The organism is Pseudomonas sp. CFBP13528, assembly GCF_005233615.1.
GTDB lineage: Bacteria > Pseudomonadota > Gammaproteobacteria > Pseudomonadales > Pseudomonadaceae > Aquipseudomonas > Aquipseudomonas fluorescens_AM.
On record NZ_QGAJ01000002.1, the window covers coordinates 216,020 to 231,205 of the forward strand.

Genomic DNA, 15,186 nt, shown 5'->3' on the forward strand with positions numbered 1-15,186 from the left:
CCGTCAGAGTCCTGCTATGCGGGGTTCGCAGGCGCGGGGCTTTTTTGTATGATGTGCGACCCGTGCGCACTGGGCGCCGATAGAGGTTGAGCATGCAGGCCCTAGAAGTTAAGAGCTTCCTTGAAGGAAAGCTGCCGGAAACGACTGTTGAAGTTGAAGGCGAAGGCTGCAATTTCCAGCTGAACGTGATTAGCGATGAACTGGCGGCATTGAGCCCGGTCAAGCGTCAGCAGCAGATCTATGCCCATTTGAACCCATGGATCACCGATGGCAGCATCCATGCGGTCACTATGAAATTTTTCAGCCGCGCGGCCTGGGCCGAGCGCACCTGAGCCCCCAAGGCGTCGAGATTCTTATGGATAAATTGATTATTACCGGCGGTGCCCGCCTCGATGGCGAGATCCGCATTTCCGGGGCAAAAAACTCCGCCTTGCCGATCCTGGCGGCGACCCTGCTGTGCGACGGCCCTGTGACTGTGGCCAACCTGCCGCACCTGCACGACATCACCACCATGATCGAGCTGTTCGGCCGCATGGGCATCGAGCCTGTGATCGACGAGAAATTGTCCGTCGAAATCGACCCTCGCACCATCAAGACCCTGATCGCCCCGTACGAGCTGGTGAAAACCATGCGTGCGTCGATTCTGGTACTCGGCCCGATGGTCGCTCGTTTCGGTGAAGCTGAAGTGGCCCTGCCTGGCGGTTGCGCCATTGGCTCGCGTCCGGTTGACCTGCACATCCGTGGCCTGGAAGCCATGGGCGCGATCATCGACGTCGAAGGCGGCTACATCAAGGCCAAGGCGCCGGAAGGCGGGCTGCGTGGCGCGAACTTCTTCTTTGATACCGTCAGCGTGACCGGTACCGAGAACATCATGATGGCCGCTGCCCTGGCCAATGGCCGCAGCGTCCTGCAAAACGCCGCGCGCGAGCCGGAAGTGGTCGACCTGGCCAACTTCCTCAACGCCATGGGCGCGAAGGTTTCCGGCGCTGGCACCGACACCATCACTATTGACGGTGTAGAGCGTCTGCACACCGCCACCTACAAAGTCATGCCCGACCGCATCGAGACCGGCACGTACCTGGTTGCCGCTGCCGTCACCGGTGGCCGCGTGAAGGTCAAGGACACCGATCCGACCATCCTTGAAGCCGTCCTGGAAAAACTCAAGGAAGCCGGCGCTGAAATCACCACCGGTGAAGACTGGATCGAGCTGAACATGCACGGCAAGCGGCCAAAAGCCGTCAATGTGCGTACAGCCCCTTACCCGGCATTCCCGACCGACATGCAGGCGCAGTTCATTTCCTTGAACGCGATCGCTGAAGGCACCGGTGCCGTGATCGAGACCATCTTCGAAAACCGCTTCATGCATGTGTACGAACTGCACCGCATGGGCGCCAAGATCCAGGTCGAGGGCAACACCGCCATCGTCACCGGCATCGACAAGCTCAAGGGCGCGCCAGTGATGGCCACCGACCTGCGTGCCTCGGCCAGCCTGGTGATTTCGGCACTGTGCGCTGACGGCGACACCCTGATCGACCGCATCTACCACATAGACCGCGGCTACGAGTGCATCGAAGAAAAACTGCAGATGCTCGGCGCTAAAATCCGCCGCGTACCGGGCTAGTCCCCGCTGCATTGTAGGAGCGAGCTTGCTCGCGAAAAACTCATGTACACCGCGTTGACTCTGAGTGAACGCGTTATCGTTGACGTTCTTCGCGAGCAAGCTCGCTCCTACACACACTGGTTTGTTTCAAATCGAGGCTGTAACGGCCTCGATCTGTGTCTGGCGCCGTTTGCGACCGGACAGCAATAGCCTGATGAAGGACTGACATTTCCCATGTTGACCATCGCACTGTCCAAGGGCCGCATCCTTGACGACACGTTGCCGCTGCTGGCTGAAGCGGGCATCGTGCCGACCGAGAATCCGGACAAGAGCCGCAAGCTGATCATCCCCACGACCCAGGACGATGTGCGCCTGCTGATCGTGCGGGCTACCGACGTGCCGACCTATGTTGAACATGGCGCCGCCGACCTGGGTGTCGCCGGCAAGGACGTGCTGATGGAATACGGTGGCCAGGGCCTCTACGAGCCATTGGACCTGCGTATCGCGCTGTGCAAGCTGATGACCGCCGGCCGTGTCGGCGACGTCGAACCCAAGGGCCGCTTGCGAGTGGCGACCAAGTTCGTCAATGTCGCCAAACGCTACTACGCCGAACAAGGTCGTCAAGTCGATATCATCAAGCTCTACGGCTCGATGGAGCTGGCGCCGCTGATCGGCCTGGCCGACAAGATCATTGACGTGGTCGACACCGGCAACACCCTGCGTGCCAACGGTCTCGAACCCCAGGATTTCATTGCCGACATCAGCTCGCGCCTGATCGTCAACAAAGCATCGATGAAGATGCAGCACGCCCGTATCCAGGCGTTGATCGACACCCTGCGCAAGGCAGTGGAGTCTCGACACCGCGGTTGACTCACCTGCGTAGCTGAAAAGCTGCGCCCGTCTATCCGCCTCATAGCCAGAATTCTCAGGTGCCCAAGCGGAGCGAACGGTAGTTTAGGGCGCCTGAGTTTTTTGCCAATCCATTGAGGCCCTCGCTATGACCACGTCCACTGCAATTGCCCGACTCAACGCTGCCGACCCGGATTTCGCCCATCATCTGGATCATCTGCTGAGCTGGGAAAGCGTGTCCGACGACTCGGTCAACCAGCGGGTGCTCGACATCATCAAAGCCGTGCGCGAGCGCGGCGATGCGGCACTGGTGGATTTCACCCGTCAGTTTGACGGCCTGGACGTCAAGTCCATGGCTGACTTGATCCTGCCCCGTGAACGCCTGGAACTGGCGCTGACGCGTATCACCGCGCCCCAGCGTGAAGCGCTGGAAGTGGCGGCGGCGCGGGTGCGCAGCTATCACGAAAAACAGAAGCAGGATTCCTGGAGCTACACCGAGGCCGACGGCACCGTGCTGGGCCAGAAGGTCACGCCGCTGGACCGCGCCGGCCTGTATGTGCCGGGCGGCAAAGCCTCGTACCCGTCGTCGGTGTTGATGAACGCGATCCCGGCCAAAGTGGCGGGCGTGACCGAAGTGGTCATGGTGGTGCCGACCCCGCGTGGCGAACTCAACGAACTGGTATTGGCCGCCGCCTGCATCGCCGGTGTCGACCGGGTGTTCACCATCGGCGGCGCCCAGGCAGTGGCTGCCCTGGCCTATGGCACTGAAAGCGTGCCAAAGGTCGACAAGGTGGTGGGGCCGGGCAATATCTACGTCGCCACCGCCAAGCGCCATGTATTCGGCCAGGTCGGTATCGACATGATCGCCGGGCCTTCGGAAATCCTCGTGGTGTGTGACGGCCAGACCGACCCGGACTGGATCGCCATGGACCTGTTCTCCCAGGCCGAGCACGACGAAGACGCCCAGGCGATCCTGGTCAGCCCGGACGCCGACTTCCTCGACCAGGTTGCCGCCAGCATCGACAAGCTGTTACCGACCATGGAGCGCGCCGAGATCATCGAAAAATCGATCAACGGGCGTGGCGCACTGATTCTGGTGAGCGACATGGAGCAAGCCATCGACGTGGCCAACCGTATCGCGCCGGAACACCTTGAGCTGTCCGTCGCAGACCCACAAGCCTGGCTGCCGTTGATTCGTCACGCCGGGGCGATCTTCATGGGGCGCCACACCAGTGAAGCCCTGGGCGACTACTGCGCAGGCCCGAACCACGTATTGCCGACCTCCGGCACCGCGCGCTTTTCGTCGCCGCTGGGGGTGTATGACTTCCAGAAGCGGTCGTCGATCATCTTCTGTTCGCCCCAGGGCGCGTCCGAATTGGGCAAGACCGCGTCGGTGCTGGCCCGTGGCGAGTCACTGAGCGCCCACGCGCGCAGCGCTGAATACCGCATTCTTGAAGAGGGGAAATGAGGCATGAGTAAATTCTGGAGCCCTTTCGTCAAGGATCTCGTGCCTTACGTGCCCGGCGAACAGCCGAAGCTGACCAAGCTGGTCAAGCTCAACACCAACGAAAACCCCTACGGCCCATCGCCCAAGGCACTGGCGGCGATGCAGGCCGAGTTGAACGACAACTTGCGTCTGTACCCGGACCCTAACAGCGACCTGCTCAAGCAGGCCGTAGCCAGCCATTACGGGATCGATGCGGGCAAGGTGTTCCTCGGCAACGGTTCCGACGAAGTCCTGGCGCACATCTTTCACGGCTTGTTCCAGCACGAGCTGCCGCTGCTGTTCCCGGATATCAGCTACAGCTTCTATCCGGTGTATTGCGGCCTGTATGGCATCACGTTCGACGCGGTGCCATTGGATGAGCAGTTCCAGATTCGCGCGGCCGACTATGCGCGGCCCAACGGCGGGATCATTTTCCCCAACCCGAACGCGCCGACCGGCTGCGTGCTGGCGCTGGACGCCGTGGAGCAGATCCTCAAGGCCAGCCCGGACTCGGTGGTGGTGGTCGATGAAGCCTATATTGACTTCGGCGGCGAGACGGCCATCAGCCTGGTGGACCGTTACCCCAACCTGCTGGTAACACAGACCCTGTCCAAATCGCGCTCACTGGCCGGTTTGCGGGTGGGCCTGGCCGTGGGTCACCCGGACCTCATCGAGGCGCTTGAGCGGGTCAAGAACAGCTTCAACTCTTATCCGCTGGATCGGTTAGCGATTGTAGGCGCGGCGGCGGCGTTCGAGGACCGTGAGTACTTCGAGAAGACGTGCCAATGGGTGATCGACAGCCGCAACAAAGTGGTCGCACAACTGGAAGATAAAGGCTTCGAAGTGCTGCCGTCCGCCGCCAACTTTATCTTCGCTCGTCACCCACGACATGACGCTGCCGGCCTGGCGGCCAAGTTGCGTGAACAAGGCGTGATCGTGCGGCACTTCAAGCAGGAGCGGATTGCCCAGTTCCTGCGGATCAGCATCGGCACGCCGGAGCAGAACCAGGCGCTGGTTGATGGCCTGGGCGAGCTCTGACAGACGCCGCAATACAATGTGGGAGGGGGCTTGCCCCCGATAGCGGAGTGTCAGTCAACAGATGTATTGACTGCCACACTGCCATCGGGGGCAAGCCCCCTCCCACATTGGGTTCCAGGGTGTTAGTTAGAGCAGCGGCTCGTCAGGCTTCTTGTTCTTCCAGCCATCGTTGCCCGGCAGCAGCAGGTTCAAACCAATCGCCACCACCGCACACAGGGCGATGCCCTTGAGGCCGAAGTCGTCCGGGCCGGTGCCGGTGCCTACCAGTACACCGCCAATCCCGAACACCAGGGTCACCGACACAATCACCAGATTGCGCGCTTCACCCAGGTCGATCCTGTGGCGGATCAGCGTATTCATCCCCACCGCCGCAATCGAGCCGAACAGCAGGCACAGAATCCCGCCCATCACCGGCACCGGGATGCTTTGCAGCAGCGCGCCGAACTTGCCGATGAACGCCAGGCTGATCGCGAACACCGCAGCCCAGGTCATGATTTTCGGGTTGTAGTTCTTGGTCAGCATCACCGCGCCCGTCACTTCGGCGTAGGTGGTATTGGGCGGGCCGCCAAACAGGCCGGCGGCTGTCGTGGCAATCCCGTCACCCAGCAAGGTGCGGTGCAGGCCGGGCTTCTTCAGGTAGTCGCGACCGGTCACGCTGCCTACCGCAATCACGCCACCGATATGTTCGATCGCAGGTGCCAGGGCCACCGGGACGATAAACAGGATCGCCTGCCAGTTGAACTCCGGCGCGGTGAAGTGGGGCAGGGCGAACCACGGTGCGGCGGCGATCTTCGCCGTGTCGACCACGCCGAAGTAGAACGACATGGCAAAACCCACCAGCACGCCGGAGATGATCGGCACCAGGCGGAAAATGCCCTTGCCGAACACCGCCACGATCAAGGTGGTCAGCAGTGCGGGCATCGAGATCAGCATGGCCGTCTGGTAGTGGATCAACTCGGCGCCGTCGCCGGACTTGCCCATGGCCATATTGGCGGCAATCGGCGCCATGGCCAGGCCGATGGAAATGATCACCGGGCCTATCACTACCGGCGGCAGCAGTCGGTCGATGAAACCGGTGCCTTTGACCTTCACGGCAAGGCCCAGGAAGGTATAGACGAAACCCGCCGCCATCACCCCGCCCATGGTCGCCGCGAGGCCGAACTGGCCCTTGGCGAGAATGATCGGGGTGATGAACGCAAAGCTCGATGCCAGGAACACCGGCACCTGCCGCCCTGTCACCACCTGGAACAACAACGTGCCCAGGCCTGCGGTGAACAGTGCGACGTTTGGATCAAGACCTGTGATCAGCGGCATCAACACCAGCGCGCCAAATGCTACGAAGAGCATCTGTGCGCCAGACAGGATCTGGCGCCAAAGCGGGTCGTTGAATTCATCCTGCATGCTCACGCGTCCTTCTGCTTGGTGCCGAAAATCTTGTCACCGGCATCGCCCAGGCCTGGGATGATGTAGCCGTGTTCATTCAGGCGTTCGTCGATGGAGGCGGTGTAGATCTGCACGTCAGGGTGCGCTTTCTCGACGGCGGCGATACCTTCGGGGGCGGCAACCAGCACCATGGCGCGGATGTCGCGGCAGCCGGCTTTTTTCAGCAGGTCGATGGTGGCGACCATGGAGCTGCCGGTGGCAAGCATCGGGTCGATGATCATGGCCAGGCGCTCGTTGATTTCCGGGACGAGTTTTTCCAGGTAGGTGTGGGCCTGCAGGGTTTCTTCATTGCGGGCCACGCCCACGGCGCTGACCTTGGCGCCCGGGATCAGGCTGAGCACGCCTTCGAGCATGCCGATACCGGCGCGCAGGATCGGCACCACGGTAATTTTCTTACCGGCGATTTTCTCCACTTGTACGGGACCGGCCCAACCGGGGATCTCGTAGGTCTCCAGGGGCAAATCCTTGGTGGCTTCGTAAGTGAGCAGCGCTCCGACTTCCTGAGCAAGCTCACGGAAATTCTTCGTGCTGATGTCGGCACGGCGCATAAGGCCGAGTTTGTGTCGGATCAGCGGGTGGCGGATCTCGCGAGTGGGCATGGGAAAGGCTCCGGCGGCGGGCAAAAAAACCGGCCTAGATTAATCTATCCGAGGGTGTTGTCCTATAGACATCAAGTACGTTAGTCCATAAAGGCTTGATTGGAGCGCACGAGAAGCGTACCTTCGCCCGCTTTTCTTGCCACAGCACCCCTTGGAGAGCGCCATGTCCGCTGATCTCGAGCATATCCGTCAAATCATGCACGAGGCTGACTGCCTGTACACCGAAGCGCAAGTCGAAGCAGCGATCGCCAAGGTTGGCGCGCACATCACCCGCGAAATGGCCGACACCAACCCAGTAGTTTTCTGCGTGATGAACGGTGGCCTGATCTTCGCCGGCAAATTGCTCACCCATCTGCAATTCCCGTTGGAAGCGTCTTACCTGCATGCCACCCGCTATCGCAACGAAACCAGTGGCGGCGATCTGTTCTGGAAGGCCAAGCCGGAAGTTTCGTTTATCGACCGTGACGTGCTGATCATTGATGACATTCTCGACGAAGGGCATACCCTGGGCGCGATCATCGACTTCTGCAAACATGCCGGCGCGCGTAAAGTGCACACCGCCGTGCTGATCGACAAAGACCACGATCGCAAGGCGCGCCCCGAGCTGAAAGCCGATTTCGTCGGGTTGCCGTGCATCGACCGCTATATCTTCGGTTATGGCATGGACTACAAGGGCTACTGGCGTAACGCCAATGGCATCTACGCCGTTAAAGGAATGTAATCGATGGCCCGTTTTCTTGATCAGACCTTATTTGCAGAGTTGGCCGAGAAAGCGGGCGACAGCCCCCGTGGCCGGCACCATCATAACTTCCACCAGATGGAAGAACCGTGTCATCGTCTCGCCGTGGCCCTGCAACCGAGTACCTACGTGCCGCCTCATCGGCACCTGAGCGCGGACAAGGCGGAAACCTTGCTGGTGCTCAAGGGCCGGCTGGGTTTGCTGATATTCAGCGAAACCGGCGAAGTCATCGCCAAGCGCGTCATGCAGGCGGGTGGTGAGTGCGCCGGCGTCGACCTGCCGCCGGGTGTATTCCATGGCCTGGCAGTGCTGGAGCCCGATACGGTGATGTTCGAATGCAAGGCCGGACCTTATCGGCCGGTGGGTGAGGGTGAGCAGGCCGCCTGGGCGCCGCGCGAAGGCGATGCCGGCGTGGCCGACTACCAACGCTGGATGCTCGCCCAGTTCGATTGAGTCGGCTGAAATCCAAACGTGGGAGGGGGCTCTTCAACGCTTTCGAAGCCCGTGCACCACAGGTAGACTTCAAGCCCCGTGTCAATGTCTGCAGGCTGGAGTCGGTAATGCGTAAAGATAAAAAACAGGTGATCGGTGACGAGATCGGCGACGACCAGATCAAGTTGTTCCTGAACTTCGAACCGGTCGATGCGACTTCTCCGTCCCTGCATAAACTGATCAAGGCCTATCGCGGCCTGCGCATCGATGACTTCGAGCGCTTCCTGGGGTTCTTCAAGGAAGCTGGCCTGGACCTGGACGGTCAGGACGAGCATGGCCAGACCTTTGTCGATCTGATCAAGGACCAGCGCAACGCCGCCGAGTACATCGCGCTGATCGACAACGCCCGCGGTTGATTATCCGAAGCAATAAAAAACGCCCCGGCCTCATAGGAGTCCGGGGCGTTTCGCTTTTAACGGTAGTAGCGAGCTTGCTCGCGAAGAACCTGAGAGCGCCGCGTTAATCCACTTGCGCTGCGTTATCGTTGACGTTTTTCGCGAGCGAGCTCGCTCCTACAGGTTCCACCAGCTCCAGGCTGATGTTGTTCTGCGTGTTGATCCTGCGATACAACTCGGCATCCGTCTCCAGCACTTTTTCGCGCGCCGGGAAGATCTCGTGCAGCTTGGTCGTCCATTCACCGGCAGCCTTCTGCGGGAAGCAGCGCTCGATCAACTCCAGCATGATCGACACCGTCACCGAAGCGCCCGGCGAAGCGCCCAGCAGCGCCGCCAGCGAACCATCTGCGGCGGCAACCAGCTCGGTGCCGAATTGCAGCACGCCGCCTTTCTTAGGGTCCTTCTTGATGATCTGCACGCGTTGGCCGGCCACTTCCAGGCGCCAGTCTTCGGCTTTCGCTTCAGGGTAGAAGCGGCGCAGGGATTCCAGGCGCTGCTCCATGGACTGGCGCACTTCGCTGACCAGGTACTTGGTCAGGTCCATGTTGTCGCGAGCCACTGCCAGCATCGGGCCGATGTTGCCGGCACGAATCGACATCGGCAGGTCCAGGAACGAGCCGTGCTTGAGGAACTTGGTGGTGAACCCGGCGTACGGTCCGAACAACAGCGACTTCTTGCCATCCACCACGCGGGTGTCCAGGTGCGGCACGGACATCGGTGGCGAACCCACGGCCGCCTGGCTATAGACCTTGGCCTGGTGCTGCTTGACCACTTCCGGGTTGTCGCAACGCAGCCACTGGCCGCTGACCGGAAAACCGCCGAAGCCTTTGCTCTCTTCGATGCCCGACGCCTGCAGCAGCGGGAGGGCCGCACCGCCGGCGCCGAGGAATACGAACTTGGCATCCACTTCGCGGCTGTTGCCGCTGTTGACGTCCTTGATACTGACGGTCCAGCCGGCGCCATTGCGCTTGAGGCCGGTGACGCGCTTGCAGTACTTGACCTGGGCATCGGGCGAACTGGTCAGGTGATTGAGCAGCTGGTTGGTCAGGGCGCCAAAGTTGACGTCAGTGCCATTCATCACGCGGGTTGCGGCGATTTTTTCATCGAGCGGGCGACCCGGCATCATCAGCGGCATCCACTCGGCCATCTCGCTGCGGTCTTCGGTGTAATGCATGTCCGAAAACGCATGGTGCTGGCTGAGGGTTTCAAAACGCTTCTTGAGGAAGGCAACGCCGTTGTCGCCCTGCACGAAACTCAAGTGCGGGACCGGGCTGATAAAGGACTTGCACGAGCCAAAGGTGCCTTTTTTGGCCAGGTACGCCCAGAACTGCTTCGACACCTCGAACTGGGTGTTGATGTGCACGGCTTTCTTGATGTCGATGGAACCATCGGCGGCCTGCGGCGTGTAGTTCAGCTCACAGAGCCCGGCGTGGCCGGTACCGGCGTTGTTCCACGGGTTGGAACTCTCCGCGGCACCCGAGTCCATCAGCTCAACGACTTCCAGCTTGAGGCCGGGGTCGAGCTCTTTGAGCAGAACGGCCAGGGTGGCACTCATGATGCCGGCCCCTACCAGAACTACGTCGACTGCTTCGTTATGCGCCATTTAACGCGTCTCCAAAATCTGCAGCACCAAATTGACGGCATGGCTGCCAGGAGTGACAGGGCGGTTCACGTGTGCCCCAGGTTACCCATGGCCAGGATCGCCATGTCCGTTTCGCAATTCTTTGCAACTTCAGCGCACGCTTCCTGCCCGGCTAATGCGCCTATGAACGCATTCATGGGCGCCTGTGGCAATTCGACTTATGGTCAAAGCGTGCGATTCGTGCAACCAATCCGTAGCGGACAGGCTCAAGCTCCGGTTATTGAGGAACGCTCGGTCCTGTGTTGGGCTGTTTCAGACGCTGATGGTGCTTGTACAAACGCCAAACTATTCATTTGCTCGCCACACTCTTGTGAAGTTGTGAAAACCCGTTTTTTTCACGCTCTTTTGAAGACGTGAACCTCAAAAAAGGGCTGCCCCAGCCTGGCACCTGGCCCGCGAAACGGGCAAACAACTCAAGTGGCCGAGCGCAATGGCAGCTCTGGCAGATTCGATAGAGACGGGTGGTTTGCACAGGAAACAGCAAGCACGCCAGCTTCACTCGATCTGTGTGGGCGGCTCTCTGTGGGCGATTTGGAGGTTAATGCCAAGGCAATAACGATGCTGCGGGGCCCGATCAGGAGACGTCCTTATAATCGGGGGGAGATTGTAGCGAAGAACGCCAGGGAAATGGGCGTGTTTTATGACTTTTATTAGTGCGCCGGTCAGGAGGCCAACGCTTGCCGCGATTGTGCGCGTACAAACTGAGGGCTGACCCTGGCGCTGGCCGGCAGCGGACGGTGCATCCAGCCTAGATGGGTCTCCGCGACTTCGACCCAGCCTTCGCCGACGGGCGGCAAGCTGCATTGCTTGAACGCCAGGCAATGACCGTGGGCATCGAGCAGGGCAAAGTGGCGGTGGCGGCTGTGTGACAGGAACAGTGACTTGAGAAGGCGCATGGCGGTGTACCGGTTGCGTTACATGCTTGAAGGTTGTCAGTCTGGCATGACATTGGAATGACGCTTTTATGGGAAATTGTAATTTGCCGATGCCTTCAGCTGCGGTTCAGGATCGCTGGTGAGTGATGCGCGTGCACCGTTATACTGGCGACCTGTCTGCGCCCAGTCCTGGAGAAATGAGTATGTTGCAACGCCTGTTGTTCGGTTTGATCACTGTGACCAGTTTGGCTTTGGTTGGCTGCGCCAACAGCCCGCAACAACTCAGCCCGCAACCCAAAGTCACGGCGCAGCTGGCGCCGGTCGGGCATGGCCAGCCCGTGTCGGTACGTGTGGTGGATGGTCGCCCGTCACCGACCCTTGGTTCGCGTGGCGGCCTGTACCCGGAGACCGCACTGATTTCGGTGACTGGCCAGGACGTGCTGCCCAAGCTGCAGGCCCAGGCTGAAGCCGCTGTGCGCCTGCTGGGCTTCACCCCGACCAATTCGCCAGGTGCGCCGCAACTGACCGTTACCCTGGCCGAACTGAAATACCAGTCGCCCAAGGAAGGCCTGTATGTGACCGAAGCGTCCATCGGCGCAACCTTCAAGTCCGACGTCAGCGCCGGTACCCGTCGTTACAGTGGCCGCTATGCCGCGTCCCTCAACCAGCGCTTTGGCATGTCGCCGAATCAGGAAACCAACACCAAGCTGGTCAGCGACGTGCTCAGCGATGCCTTGACCCGGCTGTTCAAAGACCCAAGCATCGGCCAGTTGCTCAGTTCGCAATAAGCTGTCCAAAAAAAACCGGGCTCATCGCAGAGCCCGGTTTTTTTTTGCCTGTCGCTTTCAGGCGGCGGTATCGACGTAAAAATCCAGCATGCTCACGCCGGTGAGTAAGTCCAGCTCCGGCAAGTCGGCATGCGGGTGCCCGGCGAGGGCGCAATACACCAGCCAATGGCGGTCCTGAACATTGAACGCGAGGCCGCCGATCAGTGCTTCCTGTTCATCGCTCTGGGCGATCAGATACAGCCGGTCCTGGTTTTGTGCATGCAGCATGACGAGCTCCTCAAGCGTCGAAGGGCAACAGAGTGGCCTGTTAAGGTGACGTTCAGGTGACGCTGTAAATTACTGGATACATTAGCCGTCAACGGGGAGGGAACATTTAAGGCGCAGGGAGCCACTATCGTTCAGGTTCGTACCTGGACCGATACCCGAATACTGTCTCGCCGAGGTTTTGCGATGGCGCTGCTGATTAATGCTATTGCCCTGATGGTTGCCTGCTGCGGCGCCATACTGTTGTTTATCACTCGCCTGCTGGCGCAACGGGCGATGGCCGAACTCACCGCGCAAAGTGAGGAACGCGCGATTGACCAGCCGATGCTGTTTCTGGACACGCGCACCGAACGGGCGCATCGCCAGGCTTACCGTGTCGGGTTCGTCTGCCTGGGAGTGGCGCTGGCCATGTCCTGGCTCAGCACTCACGTCTAAAAACACTTGGGATTCAAATGTGGGAGGGGGCTTGCCCCCGGTAGCGGTGGGTCAGCCGATAAATACTGAGCTGAAACACCGCAATCGGGGGCAAGCCCCCTCCCACATTTTGTTCGATGTTTACAGAGGGATCCCGGCCTTGACCCGGTATTGATTGCGCACCGGCGTCGCATACTGCACCACCAGGTATGGGCGGTGTTCGGACGGGCATTCGTTCAAGCGCCGCTGCCACTCGGCCTTCGCCTTGGCCAGCTCATCGGCCGGGAATACGTCTTGGGCCTTGGGTACATCCAGTTGCGGGTCGGCATCATTCCATTGGGCATACGCCAGGTAGTGCACCGGGAACAGCCGATAACCGCCCAGAATCTGCCGGTCCATTTCGGCCGCCAGCAACTTGGTGTCTTCGAAGCGCTCGGTAATCGGTGGCGCGAAATTCACGTGCACCCGGCCTTTGTAGCCGGTGATGCCCAGCGCAATGCTCACGTCATCCTCGCCCGGCGCTTTGCTGTAGGTGCCGGTGGTGGCGCGGATATACAGCTCGCGGGCCTTGGCGGCGTCGCACGGATCATACTCATAGCTGATCGACACCGGCGTCAGGTTCAACGACTGGATGACTTCGGCGAACGGCTCGTCCTTGCGGCTGACGTGGAACATCTTGAGGATTGCCGATTCGGTGCGATCATCCCCATCCTTGGCCCGGCCTTCGGCCTGGGCGATCCAGATCGACTGGCAGTCGTTGCGGATCGAATGGTTGATGTAGGCCGACAGCAACTGGTAGGCCGCCATCTTTTCCTTTCGCCCGGTGATCGAGCGGTGCACGATGAAGCTCTTGTTCAAGCGCATCAGGTCGCTGACAAACGGTTTTTGCAGCAGGTTGTCGCCGATGGCGATACGCGGCGTCGGCAGGCCGGCGTGGTACACGGCGTAGTTGACGAAGGCCGGGTCCATCACGATGTCGCGGTGGTTGGCCAGAAACAGGTAGGCGGTGCCGGATTTCAGTTGCTCGACGCCGGTGTAGGTCACGCCGTCAGTCGCGCGGTCGATGGTATGGTCGACGTAATACTCGACTTTATCCTGCAGCGTCGCCACGGTGGTGACGCCGGCGAACTCACGGCGCAGTTTGCGCGCGATCATCGGCTTGAGCAGCCAGCCCAGCGCGCCGGCAAAGCGCGGGAAGCGGAAGTGGGTCAGGATGTCCAGAAAGGCCTTGTCACTGAACAGCCGATCCAGCACTGCCGGGACTTCGCTGTCGTTGTAAGGTCGGATGGTATCGAATTCGCCCATCATGCTCTCTTGTTAGAAACGGCTAGGGTAAGTAAAGGAAATACCAGGGGCGGCGTGAGTAAACGGGCTCAGCCGGAAATAGCCCTGTGAATAGACCGGCGATTATACGCACAAGTCACCTAGGAGACCGCGATGCTGGAAACTGCGCTGTACGATTGTCCTTATTGTGGGGAAACGGTCGAAACGACGGTGGATTTGTCCGGCGGTGATCAGACTTATATCGAGGACTGCCAGGTGTGTTGCCGACCGATCATTTTCAACCTGCAGGTCCATGGTGAAGAGTGGATGCTCGAAACCCGCAGCGAGAATGACTGACAGGAATATCCATGCAGCGAATCTACGAACCGGAAAACCTCATGGAAGGCGAGCTGCTGCAACAGATGCTCGCCAGCGAAGGTATCAAGGCGCACCTGGTGGGCCGCCATTTGCTTGGTGGCACGGGTGAGCTGCCGATCTTCGGCTTGCTGGGACTGGAAGTCGACAATGATCAAGCCGCCTGCGCCCGCGAGCTCATCACCGCCTATAACGACGCGCAGCCGTTGCCCTTTGATGACGCCGACAGCTTGCCCGACGTATTGGTCTGTTAGGCTGTCGGTCGGTTTACCCCAAGAGTCGTGTTGCCCCATGTGTGGACGTTATGCCCTGTTTCGCTGGAATCCCGCCTTTGCTGCCTTGCCGGGTTTCCCGGCCGACCAGCAGGCCCAGTGGAATATTTCCCCCAATGATTCGGTGCTGATCCAGCGCGCCATCGACGGCCAGCTCACCCTGGCGCGCGCGCGTTGGGGCCTTACGCCACCTTGGCTCACCGACCTGTCCCGCACGCCGGCCCATGCCCGCGCCGAAACCGTGGCCGAGCAGCCGATGTTTCGCGAAGCGTTCCGCCAGCGCCGCTGCCTGCTGCCGGCCAACGGGTTTTACGAATGGCGCGGCACCCAGCGCAAACGCCCGTACTGGCTGACGCCGGGGGAAGGCTCCACGCTGTTTTTCGCGGCGATCTGGGAAGCGTATCCGGTGCAGGAGCAGGTGTGGTTGAGCACGGCGGTCATCACTCAAGCTGCGCAGGCCCAGCGCCGACCGTTGATTCTGGACGAGGCGGGGCAGGCCGCCTGGCTGGATCCCGAAACGCCGCTGCATGTGCTGCAAAGTCTGCTGGCCGCCGAACCCGCTGCTTTGCGCGAGCGGGTACTGGCCAATATGGTCAACGATCCCAAGCTCAATGGGCCGGAGTGCCTGACCCCGGCTTGAGCCTGAGCGTAT

The 15,186-nt window shown here is 60.5% G+C and carries 19 protein-coding genes; 13 read left to right on the plus strand and 6 right to left on the minus strand.

Annotation, left to right across the window (positions count from 1 at the left end; genetic code table 11):
* Positions 1–92 precede the first annotated feature (92 nt).
* From PspCFBP13528_RS04555 to hisC, 5 genes are all read left to right on the plus strand, one after another.
* Positions 93–332 (plus strand): BolA family protein, encoded by a 240-nt coding sequence (locus PspCFBP13528_RS04555; protein ID WP_003188597.1) that lies wholly within the window; start codon positions 93–95, stop codon positions 330–332.
* Positions 333–355: 23 nt separating this feature from the next.
* On the plus strand, positions 356–1,621 hold the full coding sequence (murA, locus tag PspCFBP13528_RS04560; RefSeq protein ID WP_065951621.1) for a UDP-N-acetylglucosamine 1-carboxyvinyltransferase: 1,266 nt from the start codon (positions 356–358) through the stop codon (positions 1,619–1,621).
* Positions 1,622–1,834: 213 nt separating this feature from the next.
* Complete coding sequence (hisG, locus tag PspCFBP13528_RS04565; RefSeq protein WP_003188599.1) at positions 1,835–2,470, plus strand: ATP phosphoribosyltransferase; 636 nt, start codon at positions 1,835–1,837, stop codon at positions 2,468–2,470.
* Positions 2,471–2,597: 127 nt separating this feature from the next.
* A complete protein-coding gene (hisD, locus tag PspCFBP13528_RS04570) occupies positions 2,598–3,917 on the plus strand; it encodes a histidinol dehydrogenase (protein WP_065951622.1) in 1,320 nt (439 codons plus the stop codon).
* A gap of 3 nt (positions 3,918–3,920) precedes the next feature.
* Entirely contained in the window at positions 3,921–4,973 is a 1,053-nt protein-coding gene (gene hisC, locus PspCFBP13528_RS04575; protein ID WP_065951623.1) for a histidinol-phosphate transaminase, read from the plus strand.
* Positions 4,974–5,099: 126 nt separating this feature from the next.
* Here the strand turns inward: hisC and PspCFBP13528_RS04580 are convergent, their stop codons facing one another.
* Both PspCFBP13528_RS04580 and upp read right to left on the minus strand, forming a co-directional pair.
* Positions 5,100–6,374, minus strand: a complete 1,275-nt coding sequence (locus PspCFBP13528_RS04580) for a uracil-xanthine permease family protein (protein ID WP_065885798.1) — start codon at positions 6,372–6,374, stop codon at positions 5,100–5,102.
* 2 nt (positions 6,375–6,376) lie between these two features.
* Positions 6,377–7,015: a uracil phosphoribosyltransferase gene (upp, locus tag PspCFBP13528_RS04585; RefSeq protein WP_003188608.1), complete on the minus strand. Its 639-nt coding sequence runs from the start codon at positions 7,013–7,015 to the stop codon at positions 6,377–6,379.
* A gap of 163 nt (positions 7,016–7,178) precedes the next feature.
* Between upp and PspCFBP13528_RS04590 the strand changes: the two genes are divergently transcribed.
* From PspCFBP13528_RS04590 to PspCFBP13528_RS04600, 3 genes are all read left to right on the plus strand, one after another.
* Complete coding sequence (locus PspCFBP13528_RS04590) at positions 7,179–7,736, plus strand: hypoxanthine-guanine phosphoribosyltransferase (protein WP_065885799.1); 558 nt, start codon at positions 7,179–7,181, stop codon at positions 7,734–7,736.
* Positions 7,737–7,739: 3 nt separating this feature from the next.
* Complete coding sequence (locus PspCFBP13528_RS04595; RefSeq protein ID WP_065951624.1) at positions 7,740–8,207, plus strand: WbuC family cupin fold metalloprotein; 468 nt, start codon at positions 7,740–7,742, stop codon at positions 8,205–8,207.
* 107 nt (positions 8,208–8,314) lie between these two features.
* The gene (locus PspCFBP13528_RS04600; RefSeq protein ID WP_065951625.1) at positions 8,315–8,602 is read left to right on the plus strand and encodes a PA4642 family protein; all 288 of its coding nucleotides are present in this window, start codon (positions 8,315–8,317) and stop codon (positions 8,600–8,602) included.
* 103 nt (positions 8,603–8,705) lie between these two features.
* On the opposite strand, the gene mqo is transcribed toward PspCFBP13528_RS04600, so the two are convergent.
* Positions 8,706–10,244, minus strand: a complete 1,539-nt coding sequence (mqo, locus tag PspCFBP13528_RS04605; RefSeq protein WP_065951626.1) for a malate dehydrogenase (quinone) — start codon at positions 10,242–10,244, stop codon at positions 8,706–8,708.
* 701 nt (positions 10,245–10,945) lie between these two features.
* Entirely contained in the window at positions 10,946–11,179 is a 234-nt protein-coding gene (locus tag PspCFBP13528_RS04610) for a hypothetical protein (protein ID WP_065951627.1), read from the minus strand.
* Between the two features lie 182 nt (positions 11,180–11,361).
* Here PspCFBP13528_RS04610 and PspCFBP13528_RS04615 point away from each other — a divergent pair, with 182 nt between their 5' ends.
* Positions 11,362–11,946: a YajG family lipoprotein gene (locus PspCFBP13528_RS04615; RefSeq protein WP_057724591.1), complete on the plus strand. Its 585-nt coding sequence runs from the start codon at positions 11,362–11,364 to the stop codon at positions 11,944–11,946.
* A gap of 57 nt (positions 11,947–12,003) precedes the next feature.
* Here the strand turns inward: PspCFBP13528_RS04615 and PspCFBP13528_RS04620 are convergent, their stop codons facing one another.
* Positions 12,004–12,213: a hypothetical protein gene (locus PspCFBP13528_RS04620; protein ID WP_065951628.1), complete on the minus strand. Its 210-nt coding sequence runs from the start codon at positions 12,211–12,213 to the stop codon at positions 12,004–12,006.
* A 183-nt stretch (positions 12,214–12,396) separates the two neighbouring features.
* On the opposite strand from PspCFBP13528_RS04620, the gene PspCFBP13528_RS04625 reads away from it, so the two are divergent.
* Positions 12,397–12,645: a hypothetical protein gene (locus PspCFBP13528_RS04625; protein WP_137199709.1), complete on the plus strand. Its 249-nt coding sequence runs from the start codon at positions 12,397–12,399 to the stop codon at positions 12,643–12,645.
* 120 nt (positions 12,646–12,765) lie between these two features.
* Here the strand turns inward: PspCFBP13528_RS04625 and PspCFBP13528_RS04630 are convergent, their stop codons facing one another.
* Positions 12,766–13,929: a 1-acyl-sn-glycerol-3-phosphate acyltransferase gene (locus PspCFBP13528_RS04630; RefSeq protein WP_175413287.1), complete on the minus strand. Its 1,164-nt coding sequence runs from the start codon at positions 13,927–13,929 to the stop codon at positions 12,766–12,768.
* A 132-nt stretch (positions 13,930–14,061) separates the two neighbouring features.
* On the opposite strand from PspCFBP13528_RS04630, the gene PspCFBP13528_RS04635 reads away from it, so the two are divergent.
* Genes PspCFBP13528_RS04635 through PspCFBP13528_RS04645 form a run of 3 tightly spaced genes read left to right on the plus strand, consistent with a single transcriptional unit; the run spans position 14,062 to position 15,174 of the window.
* Positions 14,062–14,244 (plus strand): CPXCG motif-containing cysteine-rich protein, encoded by a 183-nt coding sequence (locus PspCFBP13528_RS04635; protein WP_065951631.1) that lies wholly within the window; start codon positions 14,062–14,064, stop codon positions 14,242–14,244.
* 11 nt (positions 14,245–14,255) lie between these two features.
* The gene (locus PspCFBP13528_RS04640) at positions 14,256–14,516 is read left to right on the plus strand and encodes a DUF2007 domain-containing protein (protein WP_065951632.1); all 261 of its coding nucleotides are present in this window, start codon (positions 14,256–14,258) and stop codon (positions 14,514–14,516) included.
* A gap of 37 nt (positions 14,517–14,553) precedes the next feature.
* Positions 14,554–15,174, plus strand: coding sequence for an SOS response-associated peptidase (locus PspCFBP13528_RS04645; protein WP_065951633.1), 621 nt, complete (start codon positions 14,554–14,556; stop codon positions 15,172–15,174).
* Positions 15,175–15,186 lie beyond the last annotated feature (12 nt).

Coding starts and splice junctions, on each gene's coding strand:
- mqo (WP_065951626.1), bottom strand. CDS start 10,244: ATGGCGCATAACGAAGCAGTCGACGTAGTTCTGGTAGGGGCCGGCATC.
- hisD (WP_065951622.1), top strand. CDS start 2,598: ATGACCACGTCCACTGCAATTGCCCGACTCAACGCTGCCGACCCGGAT.
- upp (WP_003188608.1), bottom strand. CDS start 7,015: ATGCCCACTCGCGAGATCCGCCACCCGCTGATCCGACACAAACTCGGC.
- murA (WP_065951621.1), top strand. CDS start 356: ATGGATAAATTGATTATTACCGGCGGTGCCCGCCTCGATGGCGAGATC.
- PspCFBP13528_RS04590 (WP_065885799.1), top strand. CDS start 7,179: ATGTCCGCTGATCTCGAGCATATCCGTCAAATCATGCACGAGGCTGAC.
- PspCFBP13528_RS04635 (WP_065951631.1), top strand. CDS start 14,062: ATGCTGGAAACTGCGCTGTACGATTGTCCTTATTGTGGGGAAACGGTC.
- PspCFBP13528_RS04645 (WP_065951633.1), top strand. CDS start 14,554: ATGTGTGGACGTTATGCCCTGTTTCGCTGGAATCCCGCCTTTGCTGCC.
- PspCFBP13528_RS04640 (WP_065951632.1), top strand. CDS start 14,256: ATGCAGCGAATCTACGAACCGGAAAACCTCATGGAAGGCGAGCTGCTG.
- PspCFBP13528_RS04580 (WP_065885798.1), bottom strand. CDS start 6,374: ATGCAGGATGAATTCAACGACCCGCTTTGGCGCCAGATCCTGTCTGGC.
- hisG (WP_003188599.1), top strand. CDS start 1,835: ATGTTGACCATCGCACTGTCCAAGGGCCGCATCCTTGACGACACGTTG.
- PspCFBP13528_RS04625 (WP_137199709.1), top strand. CDS start 12,397: ATGGCGCTGCTGATTAATGCTATTGCCCTGATGGTTGCCTGCTGCGGC.
- PspCFBP13528_RS04555 (WP_003188597.1), top strand. CDS start 93: ATGCAGGCCCTAGAAGTTAAGAGCTTCCTTGAAGGAAAGCTGCCGGAA.
- PspCFBP13528_RS04600 (WP_065951625.1), top strand. CDS start 8,315: ATGCGTAAAGATAAAAAACAGGTGATCGGTGACGAGATCGGCGACGAC.
- PspCFBP13528_RS04630 (WP_175413287.1), bottom strand. CDS start 13,929: ATGGGCGAATTCGATACCATCCGACCTTACAACGACAGCGAAGTCCCG.
- PspCFBP13528_RS04620 (WP_065951628.1), bottom strand. CDS start 12,213: ATGCTGCATGCACAAAACCAGGACCGGCTGTATCTGATCGCCCAGAGC.
- PspCFBP13528_RS04595 (WP_065951624.1), top strand. CDS start 7,740: ATGGCCCGTTTTCTTGATCAGACCTTATTTGCAGAGTTGGCCGAGAAA.
- PspCFBP13528_RS04610 (WP_065951627.1), bottom strand. CDS start 11,179: ATGCGCCTTCTCAAGTCACTGTTCCTGTCACACAGCCGCCACCGCCAC.
- hisC (WP_065951623.1), top strand. CDS start 3,921: ATGAGTAAATTCTGGAGCCCTTTCGTCAAGGATCTCGTGCCTTACGTG.
- PspCFBP13528_RS04615 (WP_057724591.1), top strand. CDS start 11,362: ATGTTGCAACGCCTGTTGTTCGGTTTGATCACTGTGACCAGTTTGGCT.